This window comes from Micromonospora sp. LOL_015, assembly GCF_048060275.1.
In the GTDB taxonomy this organism is placed as follows: domain Bacteria; phylum Actinomycetota; class Actinomycetes; order Mycobacteriales; family Micromonosporaceae; genus Micromonospora_E.
This window is the reverse complement of the sequence record NZ_JBHMIO010000020.1, coordinates 36,559-62,907: the sequence shown is the minus strand read 5'-3', so window position 1 is coordinate 62,907 and position 26,349 is coordinate 36,559. Positions and strand designations below refer to the sequence as shown.

Here is a 26,349-nt window from a genome sequence, read left to right as displayed (position 1 = left end):
CCTGAGGCTAAGCCTCTTGCGACGCCGGGGGCAAACCATTTTCCGGGTCGGATTCCGAACTTTTCTGCCAGTCAAGATCATCTACGGCCGCGCCGCCCACCAGAGCGTGCACCGACGGACCGTAGAGCCCCAGCTTGCGGGGGCCGATCCCGGCGATAGCCAGCAACTCAGCGTCGCTGCCGGGCCGCCGCTCGGCGATCGCCAACAGGGTCGCGTCGGTGAACACCACGTACGCCGGCACCCGCTGCTCGCCGGAGACCCGCGACCGCCATGCCCGCAGCCGGTCCAGCAGCTCCTCGTCCAGATCCGACGGACAGGTGGCGCACCGGCCCAGCTTGCGGTCGACGCCGGCCAGCAACGTGGTCCCACAGACCCGGCAGGAGACCGGCTGCCCGCGGCGGCGCTCGCCGGGGCGACCCGCCCCCGGACCGCCGCGCTGAGCACCGCCGGCACCACCGCCCGAGCGGTCCAGCTGCGGCAGGAACCGGCAGGGCCGGCGGGCCCGCCCGCCCGGCGACCGAGCGGCACCGTAGGACAGCCACAGCCACTGCCGGGCCCGGGTCACCCCGACGTAGAGCAGCCGGCGCTCCTCCTCCAGTTGCTCGGCGGTGCGGGCGTACGTGGTGGGCAGCGTCCCGTCGGCGAGCCCGACCAGGAAGACCGCGTCCCACTCCAGGCCCTTGGCCGAGTGCAGCGACGCGAGGGTGACTCCGGCGACGGTCGGCACGTGCTGCGCCGCCGCCCGCCGCTGCAGCTCGGCGCAGAAGTCGGCGAGCGGAACCGGACGTTCGCTGACCGCCGCCTCCCCCACCGGTACCAGCACCGGTTGGGCGCCGAACTCCTCGGCCAGCTGGACCAGCGCGGCGAGCGCCTCCCAGCGTTCCCGCGCCGCCCCGCCCGGCGGCGGCTGGTCCGGGGTCCAACCCACCGCGGCGAGCCCGGCGGTGACCGCCTCGGTCAACGGGGTCTCCCCGGGCGTCGACCGGACCGCCGAGCGCAGTGCGACCATCGCCTGCCGGATCTCGGCGCGTTCGAAGAACCGCTCCGCGCCCTGCACCACGTACGGCACCGCCGCCTCGGCGAGGGCCTTCTCGTACGCCTCGGACTGGGCGTTGGTCCGGAACAGCACGGCGATCTCGGCGGCCGGCGTACCCGCCGCGATCAGCTCGGCGCAGCGCGCCGCGACCGCCGCCGCCTCGGCCGGCTCGTCGGTGAAGATCCGCACGTCCGGCTCTGGGCCGGGATCACGCTGGCCGACCAGCTCCAGCCGCAGCCGGGCCTCGGCGCCCCGGGCCTGTTTGATCACCGTGTTGGCCAGCCCCACCACCTGCGGTGTCGACCGGTAGTCGCGGACCAGTCGGACCACCACCGCGTCCCGACAGCGCCGGGCGAAGTCGACCAGGTACGCCGACGTGGCACCGGTGAACGAGTAGATCGTCTGGCTCGCATCGCCGACCACTGTCAGGTCGTCCCGCTCCCCCAGCCAGGCATCGAGCAGCCGCTGCTGCAACGGGTTGACGTCCTGGTACTCATCCACCACGAAGTGCCGGTACTGGGCCCGGACCTGCTCGGCGACGTCCGGGTGCTCCTCGATGCCCCAGATCGCCGCCCGCAGCACGTCCTCGAAGTCGATCACGCCGTTGCCGCGCTTGATCTGCTCGTACCCGGCGTACACCTCGGCCACCTTGGCCGGCTCGTGCGGAGTCTCCCGCAGCGCCTTCGCCGCCGCGACGGCGTACTCGGACGGCTCCACCATCGACGACTTCGCCCACTCGATCTCACCGGCCAGGTCCCGGGCGGCGGCCCGGTCGGTGCGCACCCCGACCCGGCCGGCGGCGAGGGTGACCAGCCGGACCTTGCTGTCCAGCAGCTCGGGCATCTCTCGGCCGCCGAGCAGCCGGGGCGCGAAGTAGCGGACCTGGCGCAGCGCCGCGGCGTGGAACGTCCGCGCCTGCACCCCGCCCACGTTCAGCGCGCCGAGGCGGGCCCGCATCTCGGCGGCGGCCCGCGCGGTGAAGGTGACCGCCAGTACGTGCCGGGCGGCGATCTCGCCGGAGAGCACCCGGTAGGCGATGCGACTGGTGATCGCCCGGGTCTTCCCGGTGCCGGCGCCGGCCAGGATGCAGACCGGCACCGCCGGAGCGGTCACCGCCGTACGCTGCTCCGGGTCCAGCCCGCTCAGCACTCGGCCTGGTCCTGGGTCTGAGTTGATATCGGCCGCCACGGGTAGGAATCATCGCAGCCTCGCGCGACGTTGCACCGGCTAGCCCGGGTGCCGCCCGGGCCGGAACTACTGCGCCCCGGCACCGCCCGGGGCCGGCGACCCGGCGGGCGAGCGCCCGCCGTGGCCCGACGACCGCGGAGGACCTGCTGATGTTGACCATGTATTCGACCAGTTGGTGCGGCTACTGCCACCGGCTCAAGTCGCAGTTCGACCGGGAGCGGATTCCGTACGAGGTGGTCGACATCGAGCAGGACACCGAGGCTGCCGCTTACGTGATGGGGGTCAACGGCGGCAATCAGACGGTTCCGACGGTCCGTTTCCCAGACGGTTCGGCATTGACGAACCCGAGTATCGTTCAGGTTCGGCAGCGGCTCAGCGACCTCGCGGCGAGCTGAGTCGCACTCACGGTCCGTCCGCCGCTGTGCACAACGTCGCATTTGGCTAACACGCCCACCAGAGGACCCCACCGAGGCAGCAATCGGGCCATACTGTTTCGGGCCGTGACCCACATCGCCGCGACATTGGCGGTCACCAAACGGATCGGGGGTGGTTTCCGGTGCAGCCCGAGGAGCCCGAGCAGCCCATACCGAGCCCGAACCTGCGTCGTCGCCGCCTCGGCAGCGAGCTGAGGCGGCTACGGGAGAACGCCGGACTGACCGGTGAGCAGGTGATCGAACGGGTGAAGTGGGCGTCCGCGTCCAAGCTCTCCCGGCTCGAGAACGGGCGCAGCCGGCCGGGGGTCGGCGACGTGATGGACCTGCTCGACCTGTACGGCGTGACCGGGACCGAGCGCGACGATCTGGTCGGCATCGCCCGCGACGCCGGCAACACCCGAGCCTTTCTCAGCTCGTACGCGGTGATGACCAGCCTCCAACGGGCGTACGCCGAGTTGGAGGCTGGTTGCACCGGAATCCAGGAGTACGGCGCGGTGATCATCCCGGGCCTGCTGCAGACCTCCGCCTACGCGAAGGTACGCATCCTCTCGGCGCGCCCGCTGGTGGAGGTGGTTGACGAGCGCACCGCCGGACGCCGGACGATCCTGCAGAAGGCGACCAACCACCGGACCGCCAATCAGAAGCGCAACGCCGACGACCCGGACACCGAGGTCGCGGCCCGGCAGTCCCGGCAGTCGATGCTGCTGCGCGAGAACGGAGCACCGAAGTACACCGCGGTACTGGAGGAGGCGGCGGTCAGCTTGCGCTGCGGCCCACCCGACGTGATGGTGGCGCAGCTGAAGCATCTGCTCGCCATGGCGCAGCTGCCCAACGTCACCTTGCGGGTGCTGCCACCGAACGCCACGGTGGCCTCCTGGTACCTGTCGGAGACCGCGTTCTCGATCTACCACTTCGCCGACCCGGAGGACCTGAGCGCGGTGGCGATCGAGACGCTCGCCGCCGACATGATCGTCAACGACGTGCCGGTGCTCGAACGGTACGGCCAGGTCTTCGACTGGCTCTGCGAGGCGGCCCGCAGCCCGCAGGAGTCGATCGACTGGCTCAGCGACGCCGTGGCCCGGCACGTCGCCGCCGGCGCCACCGAGCTTGACTCCGTACCCGACGGTGCCGCCCCCTCCTCCACCCCTGCCCCGCTGTCCCCGCCCGCTGCGGGCGGGGCAGGCCCCGGCCGACCGGCCGGGCCGCCGATCCAGCGTGGACCGCACGAGCGGGCCACGCGCCGGACCGGCCAGGCGATCCCGGACTGACCGACGGTCCGCCCGCCCGGTCCGCTTGACCAGCAAGGAGCAGGAATGAACCCAGCAGATCAGTCCAGCGTGCGCGTCCCCGGTCCGACCCCGCCCGCCTGGCGCAAGAGCAGCCGCAGCCAGAGCACCAACTGCGTCGAGGTCGGGGCGACGGCGGGTCACCGCGCACCGGTGCTGATGCGCGACAGCAAGGACCGCCGCGGGCCGGTGCTGTCGTTCGACCGCACCACCTGGCGTGACTTCATCGACAGCGCCAAGGACGGCGAGTTCGACCTGGTCTGACCGCCGGCGCCGGACGGCGGGTCGAGCCGGGTGGCCAGCGCCACCCCGACCCGGCTCGACCCCGACACCACCTCCACCGAACGGACATCAGGATCGATCCGTTCGTCAGGTTTGACCGACCATCGCAACGGGTTCTCCTTCTGCGGCGACGACCGATGGAACTTCCAGCAGGAGCCTGTCCGACCTGAGCCATCGGCCGTCCTACCCAGGTCACCGGTTGCTCGGAGTCGTTCATGCGATACCTGATCGTCCGCACGGAGATCCGCGCGGTGGCACACGACGAACTCATCGCCGCGGTCCGCACCGGCCAACGCATTCGCGACGAGCGGACCGCACCCGAGCCGCGCCGGCAGACGGTCTGCGCGGAGAACCTCGAAGCGGCCTTGCACCTGGCCCGCGCACTGTCCACCGTCGGGCCGGTCCGCTCCGGCCGGCAACGGGTGAAGGTGGTGCCGGTCCCGCCCATCGGCTGACCGGCACACGCCCCGGCGCAGGCCCGACCGGCACCCGCCCGGTGGGGTCCGGCGCGGCGGTCACCGGCCGGGGTCCGGTGCGGCCTCCGCCACCCAGCTGCGGATCAGGAACGCGGCGATCGACGCCGGCGGCGCGAACCGGACCGGGTACCCGTCGCCGGAATCGAGCCGCTCACCCGCCAGCCCGGCGGCCACCTCGGCCCGGGTGAACCAGCGCGCCCGGATGATCTCCTCCGGTTCCGGCCGCAGCGGCTGCTCCGGGTCGACCCGGCCGAGGTAGCCCAGCATCAGGGTGCCCGGGAACGGCCAGGACTGGCTGCCGACGTACCGCGTCGCGGTCAGCGTCAGACCAACTTCCTCGGCCACCTCGCGGGCGACCGCCGACTCGGCCGACTCGCCGGGTTCCACGAATCCGGCCAGGCAGGAGTAGAGCCGGCTGGACCCGTCCCCACGCCGAGCGTGGTGGTTGGCCAGCAGGCACCGCCCGTCCGGGCCGGAACCGCCGTCGGTCAACAGCACGATCACCGCCGGATCGGTCCGTGGCCAGCTCCGCGTACCGGTGTCGTCCACCCGGGACCAGCCACCGTCGGTCGCCCGGGTCGGCAGACCGGACGCCGCCGAGTAGCGGTGCCGGGCGTGCCAGCCAACCATCGCCGCGGCGGTGGTGAACAGCCCGGCGTCCCGGTCCGACAGCAGATGGCCGACCTCCCGGACGGTCACCGACCGCAGCTCCGGCTCAGCCACGGACGACGGTGGTACGGCGTCGACCGCGAAGACCGGGGTGCCGCCATCGACCGTACCGATGAAAATGCGATCGGTGACTTCGACGGCGGGTGCCTGGTCCGGGCACACCAGCACCAGGGCGGTCCCGTCGGCACCGTCGCGCACCAGCGCCCGGCCACCCGCCGCGCCGTCCACCACCAGCACCAGCGAACGTGGCCAGGCCCGCGTCAACCACTGCGGATCCCGGCGGTACGGCGCCGCCCGGTCCATCGCGGCGCGGGCCAGCGGCGGTTCTGTACCGGCGGTCGGCTGCGTACCGGCGGTCGGTCCGACGGAGGTGTCACCCGGCGGCATCGGGCACTGCCGCACCCGGCCCGACTACGCCGGTGACCGACGCGTCGGGCGTTTCGACCTCGGTCAACGCGGCGACCGGACCGGCGATCCGCGCGACGTCGCCGAGCACCACCCCCGTCGTCAGCGCCGGTGCCAGGTAGCGGGTCGCGGCGGCCGCCACCTCGTCGCGGGTCGCCGAGACAAGCCGCGCGGTGTGCTCGGCGAGAAACTCCAATGGCAGGCCGAACCCGGCGTAGGTGCTGGCCAGCCCGGCCAACCCGGCCTGTGTCGACATGCCCAGTTGCACGCTGCCGACCGCGTACTGCCGGGCCTGTTCGAGCTCGTCGACGTGGGGCGGCAGCACCGCGAGTCGGCCCAGCTCGTGCAGGGTCTCCAGCAACGCGGGCGCGGTCACCTCGGTCGCCACGTCGGCGGCGAGCAGCAGCACCGATCCGGCCACCGAGTGTTCGACCATCGAGTACGGGCCGTAGCTGTAGCCCTTGTCCTCGCGGATGTTCTCCACCCAGCGGGACGAGAAGTAGCCGCCGAACACCATGTTGGCCAGCTGCAGGGCGGCGTGGTCCGGGTGCCGCCGGTCCACCGCCGGCAACGCGATCCGCATCGACGACTGCACCGCCCCGGGCCGGTCGACCAGCAGCAACGGGGCCGGACGCGGCGCGGGTGCCGCCGGCAGCGTCAACTGCCGGCCACCGGCCGGCCAGCCACCGAGCACCTGCTCGGCGGTGTCCAACACCCGGGCCGGTGACACATCGCCGACCAGCACCAGGTGCGCCCCGGTCGGCCGGACCCGGTCGGCGTGCAGAGCGCGCAGCCCGGCCGGCCGGACGGAGCGGACCTGGTCCACCCCGGGCACCGATTCGGCGTACGGGTGTCGGCCGTACATCCGCCGGGACAGCGCGGCGCGGGCCAGGTGCGCCGGCTGGCTCAGCGCCACCTGGATCCGGTCGGCCAGCCGGGCGCGCTCGATTGCCACCTCGCCGGCCGGGTACGTCGCCCCGGTCAGCACCTCACCGAGCAGTTCTAGCATCCGCCGCAGCCCGGTGACCAGCCCGGCACCGGCGACCAGCAGCCGGTCGGCGTCCACCCCGGCGGACAGACCGCCACCGACCGCCTGCAGCTCGGCGGCCAACTCCACGCCGGACCGGTCAACGGTGCCGGAGAACAGGGTCTGCGACAGCACCGTCGCCCTGGCCAGCGGGGCCCGCGCGAACGGCACCCAGAGCCGGACCTCAACCAGCGGCACCGACGGCCGGCGGACGGCGATCACCCGCAGCCCGTTGTCCAAGGTCCGCTCGGCCACCTTGGGCAACGGCGGTCGACGGGTCGGTCCGAGCGGCGGCAACGGCCTCCGGGTGGGGACGGCGGTCACTGAGCTCCTCCGGGGACGACCTCGATCGTGGCGCGGCGGTACGGACGTAGGGTGGCGGCGGCGGCACGGACCTGTGTCTCGGTGACCGTGCCGAGCATCCGCGGTAACTCGTTGAGCAGCTCGGGGGTGCCCCGCTGCTGCTCCAGCACCGCCATCCGCAGCCCTCGGCCGAGCACCGCGTCGGTGTCGCGCAGCAGGTGGGTGGCCATCCGGGCCTGCACCCGGGCCAATTCGCCCCGGGCGAAGCCGTCGACGGCGAGCCGGTCGAGCTCCTCGTCGACCGCGCCGAGCACCTTGTCGACGTCGCCGCCGGGCGGCAGGTGCGCCTGCAGGACCAACGCCGACGGGTCCCGTACGTCGAACGGCTCCCCCTCGAACGACAGGTAGCCGCCGAGGCTGGTGACCGTACGGTCGCCACGCACCAGCCGCTCCACCAGCCGGGCCGCGTCACCGTCGGTGAGCACCTCGGCGAGCACCACGTACGGCAGGTAGCCGGCCAGGTCGTCGACCGGGTCCGGCACCCGCCAGGCGGCGGCCACCGCCGGCAGCGGAGCCAGCGGATCGGGGTACGTGGTGCGCCGCTCGGTGGTCAGGTCCGGCTCGGCGAAGCTGGGACGGGCCGGCGCCGGCCGGGCCGGGACGTCCCCGAAGTGCCGCTCGACCAGGCCGGTCGCGGCGGTGACGTCGAAGTCACCGGCGACGGCGAGCACCGCGTTGCCACTGGCGTAGTAGCGGGTGAAGAACTCGGCCGCCTCCCCGACGGTGGCGCTGTCCAGATCGGCGAAGGAACCGTAGCCGTCGTGCGCGTTGGGGAAGGTGTCGAACAGCACCGGCGGCAGCCGAAGCCAGGGAAATCCGCCGTACGGCCGGTTGAGCACGTTGACCCGGATCTCCTCCTTGACCACATCGACCTGGTTGCGCAGGTTCTCCTCGGTCAACTGCGGGCCGCGCATCCGGTCGGCCTCCAGAAACAGCGCCCGCTCCAACGCGTTGCTCGGCAGCACCTCGTAGTAGTCGGTGTAGTCCAGGTGGGTGCTGCCGTTGAAGGTGCCGCCGGAGCCCTGCACGTGGCGAAAGTGCGCCAGCTTCTCCAGGTTCGCCGAACCTTGGAACATCAGATGCTCGAACAGGTGCGCGAACCCGGTACGCCCCGGTGGTTCGGACCGGATCCCGACGTCGTAGACGACCGCGACGCCGACCACCGGCGCGCTGCGGTCGGGCGCCAGGACCACCCGCAGGCCGTTGGGGAGGGTGAACCGCTCCACCGGGTACGCGGTCGCCGGGATCCGCACTGTACGCGCCACGCACCGACCCTAACCTGTCGTCGACAGTCCTCGGCGTACCGCCGGATCATTCGACGCGCACGGATGCGTACAGGTCGTCGACCACCCAGTCGAGCTGGCGGTGGGTGCCGGGAATGGAGACGAACAGCACCGCGGCGGTCGGCCGTCCGACGTCGATACAGGCGACCGCCACCAGTTCGTCGGTGGCCTGCAGGCCGGGCTGGGTGAAGTGCAGCCGGAACACCGTTAGCCAGGCGGGTCGCCCACCGATCGAGGTCCGCTCGTCGCGGATCAGGTCCATCCGGTTGGGCTGCGGGTAGTACTCGGCACGGACGTCGGCGGCCACCTGCCGGCCGACGCACTCCAGGTCGAGGGAGAGCGCGTCGTTGTCGGCGGCCGGCACGGCGGCGGACAGGATCGAGGCGTGGTAGTCGCTGAACCCGTTGTAGTCCGCCTCGGTCACAAAGTGCTGCCCCACTTTGTACGGCACCTGCAGCGCCCCGGCGTTCCACACCGTCGACCACTGCCGCCACGGTTCGCCGTACTCGGTGTACGAGATGCCGGCGTCCGGGTCGACGGTGCGCGGCCCGGACGGTTCGGGCAGCGCGGGAGCCGGCGTCGGGTCGGCCGGCGAGGGTTGCCCGCCCGGTCCTGCACTGGGGCCGGGGCAGAGCTGGGCCAGCGGCGGCCGGACATCCGGCGGCGGGTCCGGGCTGCCGAACGGGTCCGGGTTGCCGCTGAGCACCAGCACCAGCACGGCGACCAGACCACCGGCGAGCACCACGGCGGCGGCACCGCCGAACCACCACAGTCGTACCCCGTCCCGGCCGCCGCGCCGCGGGTCGGTCGGCGGCGGCCCCGACCCCCCGGCGCCCGGGCCGGTCGGCGGCCCGGTGGGCGGACCCGCACCGGCACCGGCGGCCGGGTACGGGCGGCCGGACCGGGTGACCGGCCCGGCGGACCAGCCCACGGCGGTCCCGGACGTTGACCGGTCAGACGGCAGCGAAGCAGACATCTGTCCTAGTGAAGCACTCGACGGCGGGAAAACCGGCAGCGCCCCGACCGGTCCGGTGGATCAGCGCGGGGCCGCTTCGATGTCGGTGGACCGTACCGGCGGGTCGGGTGCGTGCAGTTCGACGACGACCGGCCCGGCGCCAGCGGTCGGACCGGTGTACCAAGGAGTGACGACAGAAGTCAGGGCCAGCAGCACGCCGAGCATCGCGACGCCGACGACGAGCAGGATCTCCCTCGTCGCGCTGGTCTCGGCTGTCATCTCCACCCGACCTCTCTGCCCGGGGGTCCCGGCGGCGGTGCCTCGTCCGCCACGCAAAGGATCCCGGCGGCGGGCGCGACGTGCAGTCAGCCATCGGACGAAAAGCGTGGATGTCTCGCGGATGCCGCCGCCCGTACGGACGACCCTGCTCATCCGTACGGGCGTCACTGTCCGTCGACACCGGCGGCTCCGCTAGAACGTACGGCCGGCCGCGACGACGAACGGACGGCGGACGGCACGGCCACCGGCTCCGTCGCAGGCGTCAACCGGTCCGGCACCGGGTAGAGGAACCCGCGTACCTGTCTACATCACGGCTCACCGGGGAGAGTGGTGCCGGACGGACCCACCATGTGGAGGAGACACCTGTGACGGACCATCTGGCGGAGATCAAGGCGCTGCCAGTGCCCGAACTCACCGACGGCTACCCGGCCATCGCCGACCACGGCCTGATCGGCGACGGCCAGACCGCCGCGCTGGTCGGCGTGGACGGCACCGTACGGTGGCTCTGCCTGCCGAGATTCGACGGGCCGGCGCTGTTCGCGGCACTGCTCGACGCCGAACGGGGCGGCGCTTGGACGCTGCGGCCGGCCGGCCTGCGCGCCGTCCGGCAGGAGTACCTGCCGGACACCGCTGTACTGCGTACCGAACTACACACCGCCACCGGACGCATGGAGATCCGCGACGCACTGCTGACCACTGCCGCGTCCGGCGAGCCGACGGACGAGCCGGCCGACGGGGGCGGCGGTCGGCCTGACGGGGCCGGACCGGTCAGCGACCGGCCGCTCGGCACCGAACTCGGGGCGGCCTGCGGCGAGCTGGGCCGCCTGGTCACCGTCATCGACGGCACGGTCGACCTGGACATCGGGCTGACCGGCCGGGGTGGGCTGCGGACCACTCCCACCGCCGAGGAGATCGGCATCGAGTTCCTGGCCGGGGACGGCGGCCGGCTGCGGCTGACCGCCAGCCGGCCGGTACCCGGCCTGGACCGGCTGGCCGGCCGGATCCGGTTGACCGCCGGCGACCGGCTCGGCCTGGTGCTGCGCTGGGCGCAGGGTCCGACCAGGCACCGCGACGCCGATCAGCTCGCCGCCGCGCTGGACCGCACCGCTGCGGCCTGGCGGACCTGGAGCCGCCAGATCAACTACACCGGACGGCACGCCGACCTGGTCCGCCGCAGCGCCATCACGCTCAAGCTCTGCGACGACCACGACAGCGGGGCGGTGGTCGCCGCCCCCACGTCGTCGCTGCCGGAGGCGATCGGCGGCCGCCGCAACTGGGACTACCGGTTCACCTGGGTACGCGACGCCGCGTACACCGTCTACGCGCTGCGCCGGGTCGGGATGGCCGCCGAAGCTGAGTCGTTCCTGTCCTGGGTGTTGCAGGCCTGCACCCGCGACGGCCGACCGCACGTGCTCTACACCCTGGACGGCACCCGGCCGGCCCCCGAACGGATCGACCCGGACCTGTCCGGATACCGCGGTTCCCGGCCGGTGCGCTGGGGCAACGCGGCGGCCGATCAGATTCAGCACGACGTGTACGGCGAAATCCTCGACTGCGCCTGGCAGTGGGCCCGGGCCGGCGGTGCGGTCGACGACCGGCGGTGGTCCCGGCTGACCCGGCTGGGCCGCTCGGCGTTGCAGCACTGGCGTACTCCGGACCACGGCATCTGGGAGATTCGCCACGAGGGCCGCCCGTTCACCTACTCGGTGGCGATGTGCCAGGTGGCGGCGGACCGGATGGCCCGGCTGGCGACCGCCACCGGCCGACGCGACGAGGTCGAGCGGTGGCGGCGGGCAGCCGAGGAGATCCGCTCGGCGCTGCTGACCGAGGCATGGGACGACGACAACGGGCATTTCACCGAACACCTCGGCCAGCCCGGCACCGTCGACGCCAGCCTGCTCGCCCTGCCGCTGCGCCGGGTGGTCGACCCCGCCGATCCCCGGATGGTCGCCACCGTCGACGCCGTCCAGCAACGCCTCGGTGCCGGCGGCGACCTGCTCTACCGCTACCTGCCCGAGGAGTCGCCGGACGGGGTCGGCGGCGGCGAGGGAGCCTTCCTGCTCTGCTCCTTCTGGTGGGTGGACAACCTGGCCGGCAGCGGCCAACTGGACCGGGCCCACGAACTGTTCGAACAGCTCTGCGGCCGGGTGAACCACGTCGGGTTGCTCCCCGAGCAGATCGACCCCGCGACCGGCGCCTTCCTGGGAAACTTCCCGCAGGCGTTCAGTCACATCGGGCTGATCAGCAGCGCGGTCAACCTGGCCCGGTACGGAAGGATGCGGACGTGACAGCGAACGTGATCGTGCTCGGCGCCACCGGCGACCTCACCACCCGTTATCTGTTGCCCGGCCTGGCCCAGCTACGTGAGCTCGGCCGGCCGGCCGGCGGGATGCGGCTGATCGGGGTGGCCCGCGACGAGCTCGACGACCGTGGCTTCCGGCACCGGGTGAGCGCCGCGCTGCGCGAACACGCCCCCGAGGTGGCCGCCCGGGCCCGCAGCGAACTCGCCGAGACGGCCAGCTACGTCCACGGTGACGTGACCGACCCGGAGGTGCTGGCGACGGCGCTGGGAATCGCCCGGAACGGCGAGCGGGCCAGTCACGGTGACGACGCCGTGGTGGTCTACCTGGCCCTGCCGCACCGGTTGTTCGAGCCGGTCGTGATCGCGCTGGGTCGCTGCGACCTGCCGGCCGGCATCCGGCTGGTGGTGGAGAAGCCGTTCGGCGAGGACCTGTCCAGCGCCCGGCGGCTGAACACGGTGCTGCACCAGGTGCTGCCGGATGACCGGGTGTTCCGGGTGGACCACTTCCTGGCCAAGCAGACCGTGCTGAACCTGCTCGGGCTGCGGTTCGCCAACCGGGTGCTGGAGCCGCTGTGGAGCAACACGCACATCACCGGGGTCGACATCGTCTTCGACGAGACGGTCGACGCGGAAGGTCGGTCCAGCTACTACGACCACGCCGGCGCGCTGCGCGACATGGTGCAGAACCATTTGCTGCAGCTGCTGACCCTGGTTGCGATGGAGCCGCCGCTGACCGTCGACCCGGCCGACCTGGCGGTGCGCAAACTGGACGTGCTGCGGGCGGTCCGCCCGATCCGGGCCGCCGACGTGGCCGCCTGCACGGTACGCGGTCGGTACACCGCCGGGGTGGTCCAGGGCCGGCGCGGCGAGCAGAGGGTGGCCAGCTACGTCGACGGCGCCGGGGTCGACCCGGCCCGAAACACCGAGACGTACGCCGAACTGACCGTCCACATCGACAACTGGCGGTGGTCGGGAGTGCCGTTCAAGCTGCGTACCGGCAAGGCGTTGGCCGCCGACCGGCGCGAGATCGTGATCCGGTTCGCCGACGTGCCACACGCGATCTTCACCGGCCGGAACAGCCCGTGCAACGAGCTGCGGCTGCAGCTCGACCCGGACCGGATGTCGCTGCGGCTCAACGTCAACGGCATCGGCGACCCGTTCGACCTGGAGCCGGTCGAGATGGTGACCGAACTGGCCCGGCAGGCGCCGAGCCCGTACGGGCAGTTGCTGCTGGCCATCATCGAAGGTGACACCCGGCTCAGCGCCCAGGCGCAGGAGGCCGAGGAGAGCTGGCGGATCATCGAACCGGTGCTCGCCGGCTGGGCGCAGGGCCGGACACCGCTACGCGACTATCCGGCCGGGAGCACCGGACCACGACCCTGACCGGGCGGGCCGCGTACGGCTCCCGGTCGGGCCGGACCGCGTCGCGGTCCGGCCCGGTCCGGTCCCGATTTGGCCGGTCAGCGGGCCGCCGGACGGCGGGCCGGGCGACGCCGGCCGCCCGGTCGGCGCCCGGGGCGCCGACCGGTACCGGTGCCGCCGGCGGTGCCGGTCGGAGTGTTCTTCGCCGCCGCGGCCCGGGTCGGCGTGGGCAGCGTGACCGGCACCCCGGACGGGGTGCGGGCGCCGGTGACCCGGGCCAGCTCCGTGTCCGCCGGGCCGACCGAGCTGCGCTGTGGACGGATCTTCGCGGCGGCCATCAGGCGGTCCATGTCCCGCCGCTGCTCGGGCAGGACCAGGGTGGCCACCACGCCGGTGGCACCCGCCCGGGCGGTACGCCCGCCCCGGTGCAGGTAGTCCTTGTGGTCCGCCGGCGGGTCAACGTTGAGCACCAGGTCGAGGTCGTCGATGTGGATGCCGCGGGCCGCGACGTCGGTGGCGACCAGCGCGGTGACCTGACCGGTCTTGAACTGCTCCAGGATGCGGTTGCGCTGCCCCTGGGACTTGCCGCCGTGCAGGGCTGCCGCCCGTACCCCGCTGGCGAGCAGCTGGCGGGCCAGCCGGTCGGCGCGGTGCTTGGTGCCGATGAACATGATCACCCGGCCGTCCCGGGCGGCGATGGCCGCCGTGGTCGCCGGCTTGTCGGCGGCGCTGACGTGCAACAGGTGGTGGCTCATCGCGCCGACGGTGGCGGTGGACGGGTCGACCTGGTGTGACACCGGGTCGGTGAGGAACTCGCGGACCAGCCGGTCCACCCCACGGTCCAGGGTGGCCGAGAAGAGCATCCGCTGTCCGCCCGGCGCGACCTTACGCAAGATCATGGTGACCTGCGGCAGGAAGCCCATGTCGGCCATCTGGTCGGCCTCGTCGAGCACCGCCACGGTGACGTCGTCGAGCTGGCACGCGCCCCGGTCGACCAGATCGTTGAGCCGGCCCGGGGTGGCGACGACGATTTCCGCGCCGGAGCGCAGCGCGTCAGCCTGGCGTTGGATCGACAGGCCGCCCACGACGGTGACGCAGCGCAGCCGCACCGCCCGGGCGTACGGTTCCACCGCGGCTGTCACCTGCTGGGCCAGCTCACGGGTGGGGACCAGGACCAGGGCCAGTGGCCGGCCGGGGCGGGCGCGCCGCCCGGCGGTACGGGCCACCAGCGGCAGCCCGAAGGCGAGGGTCTTGCCGGAGCCGGTGCGGCCGCGGCCGAGGACGTCGCGGCCGGCCAATGAGTCGGGCAGCGTCGCCGCCTGGATGGGGAACGGCTCGTTGATGCCGTTGGCGGTCAACGCGGCGAGCAGGCTCGCCGGCACACCGAGGTCGGCGAACGAGGGCGTCTGGACGTGAGGAATCGTGGTGGTGCTCATCTGACCGGATCGGCCTTCCGCTAGCTAGGTGGCACGTAGCGAGGAAGGCGCCGGGCGGTGGGGTCGCCAGCAGCGGGTCACAAGCACGAACCAGGGTAGGACTTGCTGCGGTCCGGCTCCCGCCGCTCAGGCGGCGGGAGCCGGACCGTCGTACCGAACAGCTCAGAGCGGGCGGATGTTGGCCGCCTGCGGGCCCTTCTGGCCCTGGGTGATCTCGAACTCGACCCGCTGGTTCTCGTCCAGGCTCCGGTAGCCGGAGGACTGGATCGCGGAGAAGTGGGCGAACACGTCGGCACCGCCCTCATCCGGGGTGATGAAACCAAAACCCTTGTCCGCGTTGAACCACTTGACGGTGCCTACTGCCATGTAACTCTTCTCCTTGATGGAACGATCGGACCCGAGACTGCCTGCGGGCCGATGTGAGATCCGCGCTTACTACGCGGACCGGCGTCGCGGTGCTGATCGCCCCATCCGGAACAGAGCCCGGACACAACAAAGAGCGCCTGGGCCGAGACCCCACAGGCGCTCGCACTGTCTCTGTGACCGGCCGGCCGGCGGGTAGCACCGGGGGCGGCACGGGGAACCAAAACTGCAACAGCGCCAGGCTATCACGAATCCGGCGCGTCACCCAGCAACGGCAGATCACTGATCAGCTTCGCCAGCCCGGCCCGGTCCAGCAGGTCCGCCGGGCGCACGGTGACGCCGTCGCGCACGTAGTGGAACGCCGCCCGGACCTGCTCCACCGGCACCCCGGCCAGGTCCGCCCAGGCCAGCCGGTACGCGGCGAGCTGCACCGCCGCCGCGGCCTCGGCCACCCCGGTCGGTTGCCGGCCGGTTTTCCAGTCGACCACGTCGTAGCGGCCACCCGGGCCGGCGAACACCGCGTCCATCCGGCCACGGACCACCACCCCGGAGATCACCGTGGCGAACGGCACCTCCACCTCGACCGGCACCCGGCCGGCCCACTCACTGGCCAGGAACCGCTCCTGCAGCTCCAGCAGGGCGTCATCGGGTGCGGCGTCGGCGTCGGCGGCACCGGGCAACTCGTCGACGTCCAACAGCCGGTCCGCGCCGAAGCGCTGCTCCAGCCAGATGTGGAACGCCGTCCCCCGTCGGGCGTACGGGTCCGGTCGACCGGGCAGCGGCCGGCGCAGCGTGCGGGCCAGCCCGAACCGGTCCCGACGCAGGGCCACCAACTGCGACACCGACAACTGGTCCGGCAACGGCACGTCCACCGGCCCGACCCCGTGGGCCAGCCGATCCCGCTCGGCGAGCAGGATCCGGGCCTCCGCCCACCACCCCGCCGAGGGCTGATCGTCCGGCGGGTCGACCGGCCGGTCCATCGCCTGACGGACCAGGTTCGCCGCCTCCGCCATCCGGGGCCGCTGCGCGCCCAGCGGATCGGCCGGCCACTCGGCCCGTACCGTCACCTCGTCGATCGGGTTTGCCGCACCCGGCAGCGGCTCCGGCGCCCAGTGGTCCACCACCCCCGCGCCGGCCAGGCAATCGTCGTGGATCTCCTTCAGGAACACCGACGGCCCGCGGTGCCGTTTCACCCCGGCACCCCACCAGTAGCCGGAGCAGAGCAGCAGCCGGCGCGGCCGGGTGACCGCCACGTACGCCAGCCGCCGCTCCTCCCGCTCGTCGTGCTCGCGCCACCGCTTTCCGAACTCGGTCAGCTCCCGCTCCACCGCCTTTTGGTCCTCGGCGTCGTCGAGAGCCAACGCCGGCAGGCCGTCCGCGTCGCCGCGCAACGGGAACGGCAGCACCCCGAGGCCGTACAGGTAGTGGTCCGAGCCACGCACCGCCCCCGGCCAGACGTCGCGGGTCAGCCCGGCCACCGCCACCACGTCCCACTCCAGGCCCTTGGCGGCGTGCGCGGTGAGGATCTGCACCGCGCCGGACACCACGTCGATCTCGCCGGGGCTCAGCCCGCGTTCCTCGTCCTCGGCGGCGTCCAGGAACGCCAGGAACGCCGACAGGGTCGCGGTGTCCGACTCACCGGCGAACCGGGCGGCGACGTCGCCGAGCGCGTCCAGGTGCCCGCGGGCCAGCCCGGCGTCACCGCCGCCGGCCCCGCCGGCCCGGACCGCCACCTCCACGTCCAGGCCAGTGGTCCGCTCGACGTCGGCGATCAGGTCCGGCAACGACTGGTCCAGGCGTTGCCGCAGCAGGGCCAGCTCCCGGCCGTACCCACGCAGCCGGGCGTAGCCCTCCGCCGAGTACAGCTGGGCCGGCCCCGGATCGGCCAACGCCTCGACCAGGCTGGCCTCGTCGAGCCGGTCAACGACGATCTCCGGCTCGGCTGCCCCGGCCCGGGGCAGCTCCCGCCGGGCGTCGGCGATCGCCCGGGCCCGCCGGTGCAGCGCCACCAGGTCCCGGGGACCGATCCGCCACCGGGCCCCGGTCAGCAGCCGCAGCAGCGCCGCACCGTCGGTCGGATCGGCTAGCACGCGCAGCGTACTGACGACGTCGCGGACCTCCGGGGTGTCCAGCAGGCCGCCGAGACCGACCACCTCGACCGGCAGGCCGCGGGCCCGCAGCGCCGCCTCGACCGCCGGGATCTGGCTGCGCACCCGGACCAGCACCGCGCTGGTCGGCCGGGCGTCGACCGGGATCTCGTCACCGCGACCCGGCTCGACGCCGGCCGCCCCCCGCCAGGCCGCCAACATGCCGTCGGCGATCCACTCGGCCTCGTCGAGCACCGTGTCCAGCAGCGCGCAGTGCACCGTCGCGGCCGGCGCGCCCCGGGCCGTGCGGCCCGGAATCGGCGGGGCGACCTTCGCGGCGGCAGCCAGCGCCGCCACCCGGGCCCCGGCGGTCCGCAGCGGGCCGGACAGCTGGTTGGCGACGCTGAGGATCTCCGGCCGGTTACGCCAACTGGTGGTCAGCGTCAGCGACCGGGCCGGGGTGCCGTCGGCGCGGGCGAACTCGCCGGGGAACCGGTCCAGGGTGCCGGCGCTCGCCCCGCGCCAGCCGTAGATCGACTGGCACGGGTCACCGACCGCGGCCACCGGATGCCCGCCGCCGAACAGCGACCGCAGCATCACCACCTGGGCGTGGCTGGTGTCCTGGTACTCATCGAGCAGCACCACCCGGTAGCGGTCCCGCTCCAACTCGCCCACCGCCGGATGGTCCCGGGCCACCTGCGCCGCCCGGGACATCTGGTCGGCGAAGTCCATCGCCTCGAAATCGGCCTTGCGCTGCTGGTACGCCCGGACCAGAGGCAGCAGGCGCAGCCGGATCTGCTGGATGGTCAGCGCCCGCCGCACGTCGGCGTACACCCGGCCGGGCCGGGACTGCACCTCGGCGAAGAACCGGCCGGTCCAGCCGGCCAGCTGGTCCGGGGTGACCAGGTGCTCGGCCAACTCCCCGGCGAGTGCCAGCACCGCGTCGGTGACCGTGCCCGGCGCCCGGTCCACCTCGGACATGTCACCGTCGTAGTTGCGGACCAGGAAGTCGACGATCTGCCAGCGGGACGCCTCGGTGAGCAGCCGGGCCGACGGCTCGTAGCCGGCCCGCAGCCCGTGTTCAGTGACCACCCGGGCGGCGAACGAGTGGTAGGTGGCCACCATCGGCTCGCCGGCCAGCGGATCCTCCTCCGCCCGGCGGCCCTGCCGGCCGAGCTGGCGGACCAGCTGTCCCAGCCGGGTCCGGATCCGGTGGGCCAGCTCACCGGCGGCCTTACGGGTGAAGGTGAGGCCGAGCACCTGCTCCGGGCGTACCTGGTCGTTGGCGACCAGCCAGACCACCCGGGCGGCCATCGTCTCGGTCTTGCCGGACCCGGCCCCGGCGACCACCAGCAGCGGCTCCACCGGGGCGGCGATGATCGCCGCCTGCTCCGGGGTCGGTGGCGGCAGTTTCAGCAGCCGGGACAGCTCCTGCGGGGTGTAGCGCGGCCCGGCGTCGGGGCGGCGACGCGGCGGCGGAGCGGCGGCGAACAACGACTGCTGGGTCATCCGTGCTCCGCCGGTGGTTCGACGACCTGCCGGCCCTTGCCGGAGACCGGGCAGCTGGTCTTCACCGGGCAGACCCGGCAGCTGGAGTTGGCCACCGCGGAGAACGTCGACGCGGCCATCGTCTGGGCGGTACGGCGGACCATCGCGCTCGCCCAACCGGCGTCGTCGGTGTCGGCCAGCGGCTCCTGCTGCTGCTCCTTCGCCTCCTTCACCGGGGTACCGAGCTGGACCAGCGCCGCGCCACCGGCGTCGTCGCCGTACTCGGCGAACGCCCCCGCCTCGACCGCCGCCTGGTAGGCGCCGAGCTGCGGATGCTCGGCCAGCTCGGCGGCGGTCACCGAGGTCGACTTACCGGTCTTGAGGTCGATCACCACCAGCCGGCCGTCGGCGTCGATCTCCAACCGGTCCACTCGGCCGGTCAACTCCACCGGCTGCCGCGGGTCGCCCAGCCGTACGGTGAACTCGTGCTCGATGGCGAGCAGCCGACGCGGGTTGCCGGCCAGCCAGCGCAGCAGCTTGTCGACCATGCCCTCGGCGCGGGCCAGCTCCGGACCGGCCATCCAGCGGGCGGCCAGGTCGATCGCGTCGAACCGGGCGGCGACGTACTCCAGCAGTTTCGCCCGGTCGACGCTGGCGTCCTCGGCGAGCATCGCCGCCGCGTGCACCAGGTTGCCGACGCCGGCAGCCGCGCTCGGCTCGCCCCGACCGCCGTGCCGCTCCAGCAGCCAGCGCAGGCTGCACCGCAGCGCGCTCTCCATGGTCGACGGGGTGACCCGGACCGATTCCCCCTCGTCGACCAGCGGCCGGTCGTCGGACAGCGGCCGCAGCCCCCACCAGTCATCCGGGTGGGCACCGGGCACCCCGGCGACCGCCAGCCGGGCGAGCACCGCCGCCGCCTCCTGCCGGCGCTGCGGCTGCGCCGTCTGGTCGGCGACCACGGTACGCAGCTCGGCGACCAGCGCCGGCAGGGTGAGCGACCGGGGCGGCCGGCCGACCGGCAGGGTCGGCAGCTCCTCGCCGTCGGCGTCCACCGTCGACACGCCCAGCTCGTGCAGGAACCGGCTCGGCTGCTCCTCGTGGTCCAGCCCGCCGACCCCTGCGGAGGCGACCGCGGTGACCAGCAGCCGCCGGCGGGCCCGGGTCACCGCCACATAGAACAGCCGCCGCTCCTCGTCGAGCAGCGCCGACGTCTGCGCGACCAGCGACGCGGTGAGCCCGGCCCCGTCGGACCGGCCGGTCAGCACGTCGACCAGCCGTTCCGAACCGAGCAGGCTGCCACGCAGCCGCAGGTCCGGCCAGACGCCCTCCTGCACCCCGGCGACCGCCACCACGTCCCATTCCAAACCTTTCGCGGCGTGCGCGGTGAGCAGCCGGACCGCCTCGCCTCGGTCGCCGCTCGGCGCCAGGGTGTCGGCCGGCAACTGCTGGCCGAGCACATGGTCGAGGAAGACCTCGGTCCGGGCACCCGGCAGCCGATCGACGAACCGGGCAGCCGCGTCGAACAGCGCCATCACCGCGTCGAGGTCCCGGTCCGCCGCCGCGGCCCGCCACCGCCCCCCGGCGTCGGTCACCCCACCGACCGGTACGGTGCCGGCCGGGCCGGCCGGCGTCCGGCCGCGCAGAATCGCGCCGAACCACCGGTCGGCCAGCCCGCTGGTCTGCCACACCGCCCAGAGCACGTCCTCGGCGGTCGCACCCGGCCGGGCCGCGGTGTCCCGCGCGGTGGCCAGCAGCGCCGCGACCGCCTGCGCCGGTGCCGCCCAGCGGCGCTCGATCGCGGCCAGCTCCGCCGGGTCACGCAACGCGTCGACCAGCAGTTCACCGGAGGGACGGCGGTCACCGGCGGCCAGCGCCAGGGCCCGCAGCCCTTGCCGCAGGCGCCGCTCGGCCAGCGGGTCCGCCCCGCCCAGCGGGGAATGCAGCAGGGCGACCGCCGCCTCTTCGTCCAGCCTGTCCGGCTCCAACGCGCAGCGCAGCAGCAACAGCAGCGGCGCCACCGCCGGCTGCCGGTGCAGCGGCAGGTCCTCGGCGTGCACCACGGTCGGCACACCGGCGACGTGCAGCGCCCGCTGCAGCGGCGGCAGTTGCAGCGTGGTCGAGCGCACGATCACCGCCATCCGGGACCACGGCACCCCGTCGATCAGATGCGCCACCCGCAGCGCATGCGCCAGATAGCTGGCCTCGCTGGTCGACGAGCGGAACACCCGTACCGCTACGGCGTCGCCGCTGTCCGGGTCCGCGCCGACGGCCGGCGGTGGGTCGGCCGACGACCGACCGACCATCCCGCCGGCAGGGGCCGGGCGCAGCTCGCGGTGGCCGGCCGGGCCGCGCAGCCGCCGGGCCACCCGAGCGGTGGCCGCCAGCAGCTCCGGGTCGGTGCGGTAGCAGACCGGCAGCAGGATCTGCCGGGCGGGCGCGCCCGAGGCGGTCCGGAACCGGTGTCCGAACGCCGGCACGATGCCCGGATCGGCGCCCCGGAACGCGTATGTCGAGGAGTCCGGGTCGGCGAACGCGACCAGCGGCCGCCCGCCACCGGCGATCAGACCGAGCAGCTCGACCTGCGCCGGGTCCGTGTCGGCCAGCTCGTCAACGTAGACGTAGGACAGCCGGCCCCGTTCGGCCCCCAGCAGCGGCGGATCGTCGGTGAGTAACCCGGTGGCGGCCCGGACCAGCTCGGCGTGGTCGTAGCCGATCGAACCCCGGTTGCTGACGTCGCGCAGCGCGAGGACCGCGACGTACTGGCGCAGGAAGCGGGCCGCCGCCGGCCAGTCAGCCCGGCCGAGCCGTTCGCCGAGCCGGGCCAGCTCGACCGGCCCGACACCGCGTTCGGTGGCCCGCTGCAGCAGGTCTCGCAGCTGGGTGGCGAACGCCCTGGTGGGTAGGGCGGCGCGCAGCTCCGGCGGCCAGCCGACCGGGTCGCCGATCTGATCACCGGCCGGGCCGGTCGAGCCGGTGGAGGCGGTCGAGCCGGTGGAGGCGGTCGAGCCGGTGGAGGCGGCCGGGCCGGCCGGACCGGCGGTCCCCGGCTGTGGGCCGGCCACGTCCAGCAGCTCGCGGATGATCAGATCCTGCTCGGGGCCGGTGAGCAGCCGCGGCGACGGCTCACCCCGTTCGGCGGCGGCCCGGCGCAACAGGCCGAACGCGTAGCCGGGAAACGTGCGTACCAGGGGTTCGTGCAGCACCCGCCGGGAGCCGGCGGCGATCGTCGCCTCGATCCGCCGGCGCAGTGCGACGGCGGCCCGACGGTTGAAGGTGAGCACCAGGATCCGCTCCGGGTCGGTCCCCTCGGCGACCCGGGTGGCGACCGCGTCGACCAGGGTGCGGGTCTTTCCGGTCCCCGGACCGCCGACGACCAGCAGCGGCCCGTCGGTGTGTGTGACCACCGCCTGCTGCGCGGGGTCGTCGAAGCGCGCCGGCTCGGCCTGCGCCGGCCGGCGGACCAGCCGGTACGCCTGCACGCCGCTCATCTCACCACGACGATGGGACAGCTGTCGGCAGCCGGGTGGCCGGCACGCCGGGAAGTGGGCACACCGGACGGCGCGGACCCGGTCAACCTAACCGGGCCTCGATCTCGTCCAGCGCCGCCGACACCGAATCGACAACGATCAGCATCTCCCGGGCCGACCGCCCCACGAACGCCGTCTCCGCCAACGCCGTCAGCCAGTCCAGCAGCCCCTGGTAGAAGCCATCGGTGTCGACCAGCACCACCGGTTTGCGGTGCAGCCCGAGCACCGCCGTGGTCCACACCTCGAACAGTTCGTCCAGGGTGCCAAGGCCGCCGGGGAGGGTGACGAACGCATCCGACTTTTCGATCATCAGCGTCTTGCGGCTGGCCATCCCGTCGGTGACGACGAGTTCGTCGGAGTGGGTGTCGGCCACTTCCAGGTCGACCAGCGACTGCGGGATCACCCCGAGGGTCCAGCCGCCGCCGGCCCGGGTACCGTCCGCGAGCACACCCATCATGCCGACACAGCCGCCGCCGGAGACCAGGGTGTGCCCACGTCGGGCCAGCTCCCGCCCGGTCTCGGCGGCCAGGTCGAGCCACCGCTGCTCGAGAGTGCGCGACGAGGCGCAGAAGACTCCGATCGCGGCCATCCGTGCTACTCCTCTCCTTCCGCCGGCCGGTGGTACCCGGCCGGTGCCCGTTCACCGGCCTGCCGCTCGGCCTCGATCTGGGCGTGCGCCGTCTGGCGCAGCGCCGCCTGCTCCGCGGCGAGTGCGGCATCCGCGTCGACGATGTGCCGTACCGCCTCGGCGACGTCGTCGGTCAGGCAGAGCAGGTCGAGGTCGGCATCGCCGATCCGACCCTGCGCCTGCATCGTGTCACGCAGCCAGTCGACCAGTCCGGACCAGTACCCGGTGCCCATCAGCACCACCGGGAACCTGGTCACCTTGCCGGTCTGCACCAGGGTGAGCGCCTCGAACAACTCGTCCATGGTGCCGAACCCGCCGGGCAGCACCACGAACGCCTGGGCGTACTTGACGAACATGGTCTTGCGGGCGAAGAAGTAGCGGAAGTTGATGCCTACCTCCACCCATTCGTTGATGCCCTGCTCGAACGGCAATTCGATGCCGAGCCCCACCGACACGCCGCCGGCTTCGGTGGCACCCCGGTTGGCCGCCTCCATCACACCGGGACCGCCGCCGGTGATCACGGCGTAGCCGGCACCGGCGAGCGCACGGCCCAGTTCTTCGGCGAGCCGGCATTCCGGGCTGTCCGGCGCGCTGCGGGCTGACCCGAAAACACTGACCGCCGGCGGCAGATCAGCGAGAGTGTCGAACCCTTCGACGAACTCCGACAGGATTCGCAGCGCCCGCCAGGAATCCTTGGTCTTCCATTCACCACGGGCGCGTGAATCGAGCAGACCCTGATCGGCGGTGCTGCGGCGGACCGCTTCCCGGCGCAGGGTCACCGCGCCCCGGTGCCGCTCCGACCCCGGTTCGTCGGATGTCGGGCCGACCCCGTCCGGTCCCGGTCGGGATTGGTCGTCTGGCAGGCAATAGTTGTTCGACTGGTCCATCTGGACAACCGTAGTGGGCGGCGTGCCGTGCTTGACGGGCCGCCCGCGCGTGTCCAGTGCGGACGCCGAGCCGCCCCGCTGCGACGTTCACCTGGACCATGACGAAAAAGGTGATGTCAATCTTGCGTCAAGCGCAACCAAATCGGCTGCGGCTACGTCTTCTCTAACAGATACTGGGTACGCCGGACGGTGGGGAGGACGCCGTCACGGCACCTTCGGGGGGAGGAGTAGTCATGATGACACGTAGCGAACTCATCCGGGTCCGGCGGCAGATGCACCGCCGGATCCGTGTCGTGGTGGCCGAGCGCCGGGTTGCCGGCGGGCGAGCGCTTCCGGCTGAGCCGGGGGACGAAGCCGTCGAGCAGGAGCCGGCACTGCTGCGGTGATCCCGGTTCACTCCGGCGTCAGCCAACGCCGGAGTGTCTCGGCACCTTGCTGAATCCTCTCGATCTCCACGTGCTCGTCACGGGCGTGCGCCAGGTTGGGGTCGCCGGGGCCGAAGTTGAGCGCCGGGATGCCCAGCGCGGCGAACCGGGCGACGTCGGTCCAGCCCAGCTTCGCGACCGGCGGCGCGCCGACCGCCGCGAGGAACTCCCGCGCCGGTGCCGACGTCAGTCCGGGCAGCGCCCCGCCGGCGCAGTCGACCACCTCGACGTCGAACTCGGCGAAGACCTCGCGGACGTGCTGCTCCGCCTGCTGCCCGTCGCGGTCCGGCGCGAACCGGAAGTTGACCTCGACGTCGCACCGGTCCGGGATCACATTGCCGGCCACCCCGCCGCCGATCCGGACCGCGTTCAGCCCTTCCCGGTACTCGCATTCGTCGATGGTGACGGTCCGCGCCGAATAGGCGCCCAGCCGGCGCAGCACCTCACCGGCGGCGTGGATGGCGTTCACCCCATGCCAGGACCGGGCCGAGTGGGCCCGGCGGCCGGTGGTGCCGACCACCGCCCGCAGGGTGCCCTGGCAACCGGCCTCGACGACGCCGTGGGTCGGCTCGTGCAGCACCGCGAAGTCGGCCGACAGCCACTGCGGGTGGGTCTCGGCCACCAGACGTAGCCCGTTGAACCGTGAGTCGATCTCCTCCGCCTCGTAGAACAGGTAGGTGACGTCGTACCTCGGCTCGGCGACGGTGGCCGCCAGATGCAACGCGTGCGCCACCCCGGACTTCATGTCCGAGGTGCCGCAGCCGTAGATCACGCCGTCGACCACCCGGGACGGGAAGTTGTCGGCCAGCGGCACGGTGTCCAGATGCCCGGCGAGCACCACCCGTCGGGAACGCCCCAGCTCGGTCCGGGCCATCACCGTGTTGCCGTACCGCCCGGTGGTGAGCCAGGGCACGACGGACAGCGCCTGCTCCACGCAGTCGGCGATCCGCTGCTCGTTGCGCGACACCGACTCGATGTCGACCAACGCGCGGGTCAGGGTCACCGGATCGGCCAGGACCTCGGGGGTCAGCGGGTTCACCATGGCTGGCACGGTACCGTCTCGGCAGGATCGACTCGTCCGCTGATCACCCGGATCGCCCGGACGTCGACCCGGTGGTGACTCGTACCCCGATCGGAAGGCGACAGTTCGGTGACGGTTTCGACGCAGCCCGCCTGGGGCATCGGCCTGGCCACCTGCACGGAGCAGGGGCAGGTGCTGGACACCTGGTATCCGATCGGCCAGCTGGGACTCGGCGAGCGTCCGCCAGCCGCGGACGGCAGCATACCCGCCGGGCTGCCCGGCGCAGTGCTCGGCCCCCGGGCACTGCCCGGACTGCGTACCGAGATCGTGGTCGTCGAGATCGGTTCGTTGGCCGACCCGATCGCCGACGCCGCCGACGCGTACCTGCGCCTGCACCTGCTCTCCCACCGGCTGGTCCGGCCGAACGAGCTCAACCTGGACGGCATCTTCGGCCGGCTGGCCAACGTCGCCTGGACCTCCGCCGGTCCGTGCCCGCCGGACCGGGTCGACGAGTTGCGGCTGATCGAGCGGGCCGCCGGGCGGCACCTGGCGGTGTACGGGGTGGACAAGTTCCCCCGGATGACCGACTACGTGGTGCCGTCCGGGGTGCGGATCGCCGACGCCGACCGGGTACGGCTCGGCGCCCACCTGGCATCCGGGACGACCGTCATGCACGAAGGCTTCTGCAACTTCAACGCCGGCACGCTCGGCACCTCGATGGTCGAGGGGCGAATCGTCGCCGGCGTGGTGGTCGGCGACGGCTCCGACGTCGGGGCCGGCGCGTCGATCATGGGTACCCTCTCCGGTGGCGGCACCGAAAAGGTCCGCATCGGCGAGCGCAGCCTGCTCGGCGCGAACGCCGGCATCGGCATCTCGCTGGGCGACGACTGCGTGGTCGAGGCCGGCTGCTACATCACCGCCGGCTCCAAGGTGACCCTGCCGGACGGCCGGGTGGTCAAGGCCCGCGAACTGTCCGGCGTCGACGGGCTGCTGTTCTGGCGCAACTCGGTCACCGGGGCGCTGGAGGCCCGGCCGCGCACCGGCGCCGGCATCCAGCTCAACGAGGCGCTGCACGCCAACAGCTGACCGCGGACCGGTCGGTGCCCCACCCGCCGCTACGGGGCGGACAGGGCACCGACC

The 26,349-nt window shown here is 73.2% G+C and carries 21 protein-coding genes; 8 read left to right on the top strand and 13 right to left on the bottom strand.

Features of this window, described 5'->3' with window-relative positions; all coding sequences use genetic code 11:
* Nucleotides 1-7 precede the first annotated feature (7 nt).
* On the bottom strand, nucleotides 8-2,212 hold the full coding sequence (locus tag ACFHWU_RS17395) for an ATP-dependent DNA helicase UvrD2 (protein ID WP_416591070.1): 2,205 nt from the start codon (nucleotides 2,210-2,212) through the stop codon (nucleotides 8-10).
* A 161-nt stretch (nucleotides 2,213-2,373) separates the two neighbouring features.
* Between ACFHWU_RS17395 and ACFHWU_RS17390 the strand changes: the two genes are divergently transcribed.
* From ACFHWU_RS17390 to ACFHWU_RS17375, 4 genes are all read left to right on the top strand, one after another.
* Nucleotides 2,374-2,619, top strand: coding sequence for a mycoredoxin (locus ACFHWU_RS17390; RefSeq protein WP_123605336.1), 246 nt, complete (start codon nucleotides 2,374-2,376; stop codon nucleotides 2,617-2,619).
* Nucleotides 2,620-2,780: 161 nt separating this feature from the next.
* Nucleotides 2,781-3,926, top strand: coding sequence for a helix-turn-helix domain-containing protein (locus tag ACFHWU_RS17385; protein ID WP_416591049.1), 1,146 nt, complete (start codon nucleotides 2,781-2,783; stop codon nucleotides 3,924-3,926).
* 45 nt (nucleotides 3,927-3,971) lie between these two features.
* Entirely contained in the window at nucleotides 3,972-4,208 is a 237-nt protein-coding gene (locus ACFHWU_RS17380; RefSeq protein WP_416552234.1) for a DUF397 domain-containing protein, read from the top strand.
* Between the two features lie 233 nt (nucleotides 4,209-4,441).
* Entirely contained in the window at nucleotides 4,442-4,681 is a 240-nt protein-coding gene (locus ACFHWU_RS17375) for a hypothetical protein (RefSeq protein ID WP_416552233.1), read from the top strand.
* Between the two features lie 60 nt (nucleotides 4,682-4,741).
* Here ACFHWU_RS17375 and nudC read toward each other — a convergent pair whose 3' ends face one another.
* From nudC to ACFHWU_RS17350, 5 genes are read right to left on the bottom strand one after another with little or no spacing between them, the layout of a single operon-like run.
* Nucleotides 4,742-5,758: an NAD(+) diphosphatase gene (gene nudC / locus ACFHWU_RS17370; RefSeq protein WP_416591048.1), complete on the bottom strand. Its 1,017-nt coding sequence runs from the start codon at nucleotides 5,756-5,758 to the stop codon at nucleotides 4,742-4,744.
* Nucleotides 5,745-7,127: a M16 family metallopeptidase gene (locus ACFHWU_RS17365; RefSeq protein WP_416591047.1), complete on the bottom strand. Its 1,383-nt coding sequence runs from the start codon at nucleotides 7,125-7,127 to the stop codon at nucleotides 5,745-5,747. Before ACFHWU_RS17365 ends, nudC begins: the two co-directional genes overlap by 14 nt.
* Nucleotides 7,124-8,431: a M16 family metallopeptidase gene (locus ACFHWU_RS17360; RefSeq protein ID WP_416552230.1), complete on the bottom strand. Its 1,308-nt coding sequence runs from the start codon at nucleotides 8,429-8,431 to the stop codon at nucleotides 7,124-7,126. The genes ACFHWU_RS17365 and ACFHWU_RS17360 overlap by 4 nt, the downstream gene beginning before the upstream one ends.
* Nucleotides 8,432-8,477: 46 nt before the next feature.
* Nucleotides 8,478-9,425, bottom strand: a complete 948-nt coding sequence (locus ACFHWU_RS17355) for a hypothetical protein (protein WP_416552229.1) — start codon at nucleotides 9,423-9,425, stop codon at nucleotides 8,478-8,480.
* Nucleotides 9,426-9,485: 60 nt separating this feature from the next.
* A complete protein-coding gene (locus tag ACFHWU_RS17350; RefSeq protein WP_416552228.1) occupies nucleotides 9,486-9,683 on the bottom strand; it encodes a hypothetical protein in 198 nt (65 codons plus the stop codon).
* Between the two features lie 365 nt (nucleotides 9,684-10,048).
* On the opposite strand from ACFHWU_RS17350, the gene ACFHWU_RS17345 reads away from it, so the two are divergent.
* Nucleotides 10,049-11,971, top strand: coding sequence for a glycoside hydrolase family 15 protein (locus ACFHWU_RS17345; RefSeq protein ID WP_416591046.1), 1,923 nt, complete (start codon nucleotides 10,049-10,051; stop codon nucleotides 11,969-11,971).
* Nucleotides 11,968-13,368: a glucose-6-phosphate dehydrogenase gene (locus ACFHWU_RS17340; protein WP_416552226.1), complete on the top strand. Its 1,401-nt coding sequence runs from the start codon at nucleotides 11,968-11,970 to the stop codon at nucleotides 13,366-13,368. The genes ACFHWU_RS17345 and ACFHWU_RS17340 overlap by 4 nt, the downstream gene beginning before the upstream one ends.
* 77 nt (nucleotides 13,369-13,445) lie before the next feature.
* Here ACFHWU_RS17340 and ACFHWU_RS17335 read toward each other — a convergent pair whose 3' ends face one another.
* From ACFHWU_RS17335 to ACFHWU_RS17310, 6 genes are all read right to left on the bottom strand, one after another.
* Nucleotides 13,446-14,783, bottom strand: coding sequence for a DEAD/DEAH box helicase (locus ACFHWU_RS17335; protein WP_416591045.1), 1,338 nt, complete (start codon nucleotides 14,781-14,783; stop codon nucleotides 13,446-13,448).
* 162 nt (nucleotides 14,784-14,945) lie between these two features.
* Entirely contained in the window at nucleotides 14,946-15,149 is a 204-nt protein-coding gene (locus tag ACFHWU_RS17330) for a cold-shock protein (RefSeq protein ID WP_123605346.1), read from the bottom strand.
* Nucleotides 15,150-15,391: 242 nt separating this feature from the next.
* Nucleotides 15,392-18,742 carry a UvrD-helicase domain-containing protein gene (locus ACFHWU_RS17325; protein WP_416591044.1) on the bottom strand — a complete coding sequence of 1,117 codons (3,351 nt, stop codon included), beginning with the start codon at nucleotides 18,740-18,742 and terminating at the stop codon, nucleotides 15,392-15,394.
* Nucleotides 18,739-22,209 carry an ATP-dependent helicase gene (locus ACFHWU_RS17320; protein WP_416591043.1) on the bottom strand — a complete coding sequence of 1,157 codons (3,471 nt, stop codon included), beginning with the start codon at nucleotides 22,207-22,209 and terminating at the stop codon, nucleotides 18,739-18,741. Before ACFHWU_RS17320 ends, ACFHWU_RS17325 begins: the two co-directional genes overlap by 4 nt.
* 82 nt (nucleotides 22,210-22,291) lie before the next feature.
* Nucleotides 22,292-22,837: a TIGR00730 family Rossman fold protein gene (locus tag ACFHWU_RS17315; RefSeq protein ID WP_416552222.1), complete on the bottom strand. Its 546-nt coding sequence runs from the start codon at nucleotides 22,835-22,837 to the stop codon at nucleotides 22,292-22,294.
* Between the two features lie 5 nt (nucleotides 22,838-22,842).
* Nucleotides 22,843-23,763 (bottom strand): TIGR00730 family Rossman fold protein, encoded by a 921-nt coding sequence (locus ACFHWU_RS17310; RefSeq protein WP_416567637.1) that lies wholly within the window; start codon nucleotides 23,761-23,763, stop codon nucleotides 22,843-22,845.
* A gap of 233 nt (nucleotides 23,764-23,996) precedes the next feature.
* On the opposite strand from ACFHWU_RS17310, the gene ACFHWU_RS17305 reads away from it, so the two are divergent.
* Entirely contained in the window at nucleotides 23,997-24,149 is a 153-nt protein-coding gene (locus ACFHWU_RS17305; RefSeq protein ID WP_416591042.1) for a hypothetical protein, read from the top strand.
* Between the two features lie 7 nt (nucleotides 24,150-24,156).
* On the opposite strand, the gene dapE is transcribed toward ACFHWU_RS17305, so the two are convergent.
* Complete coding sequence (dapE, locus tag ACFHWU_RS17300; protein WP_416591041.1) at nucleotides 24,157-25,230, bottom strand: succinyl-diaminopimelate desuccinylase; 1,074 nt, start codon at nucleotides 25,228-25,230, stop codon at nucleotides 24,157-24,159.
* A gap of 108 nt (nucleotides 25,231-25,338) precedes the next feature.
* Between dapE and dapD the strand changes: the two genes are divergently transcribed.
* On the top strand, nucleotides 25,339-26,295 hold the full coding sequence (gene dapD / locus ACFHWU_RS17295; RefSeq protein WP_416591040.1) for a 2,3,4,5-tetrahydropyridine-2,6-dicarboxylate N-succinyltransferase: 957 nt from the start codon (nucleotides 25,339-25,341) through the stop codon (nucleotides 26,293-26,295).
* Nucleotides 26,296-26,349: the final 54 nt, after the last annotated feature.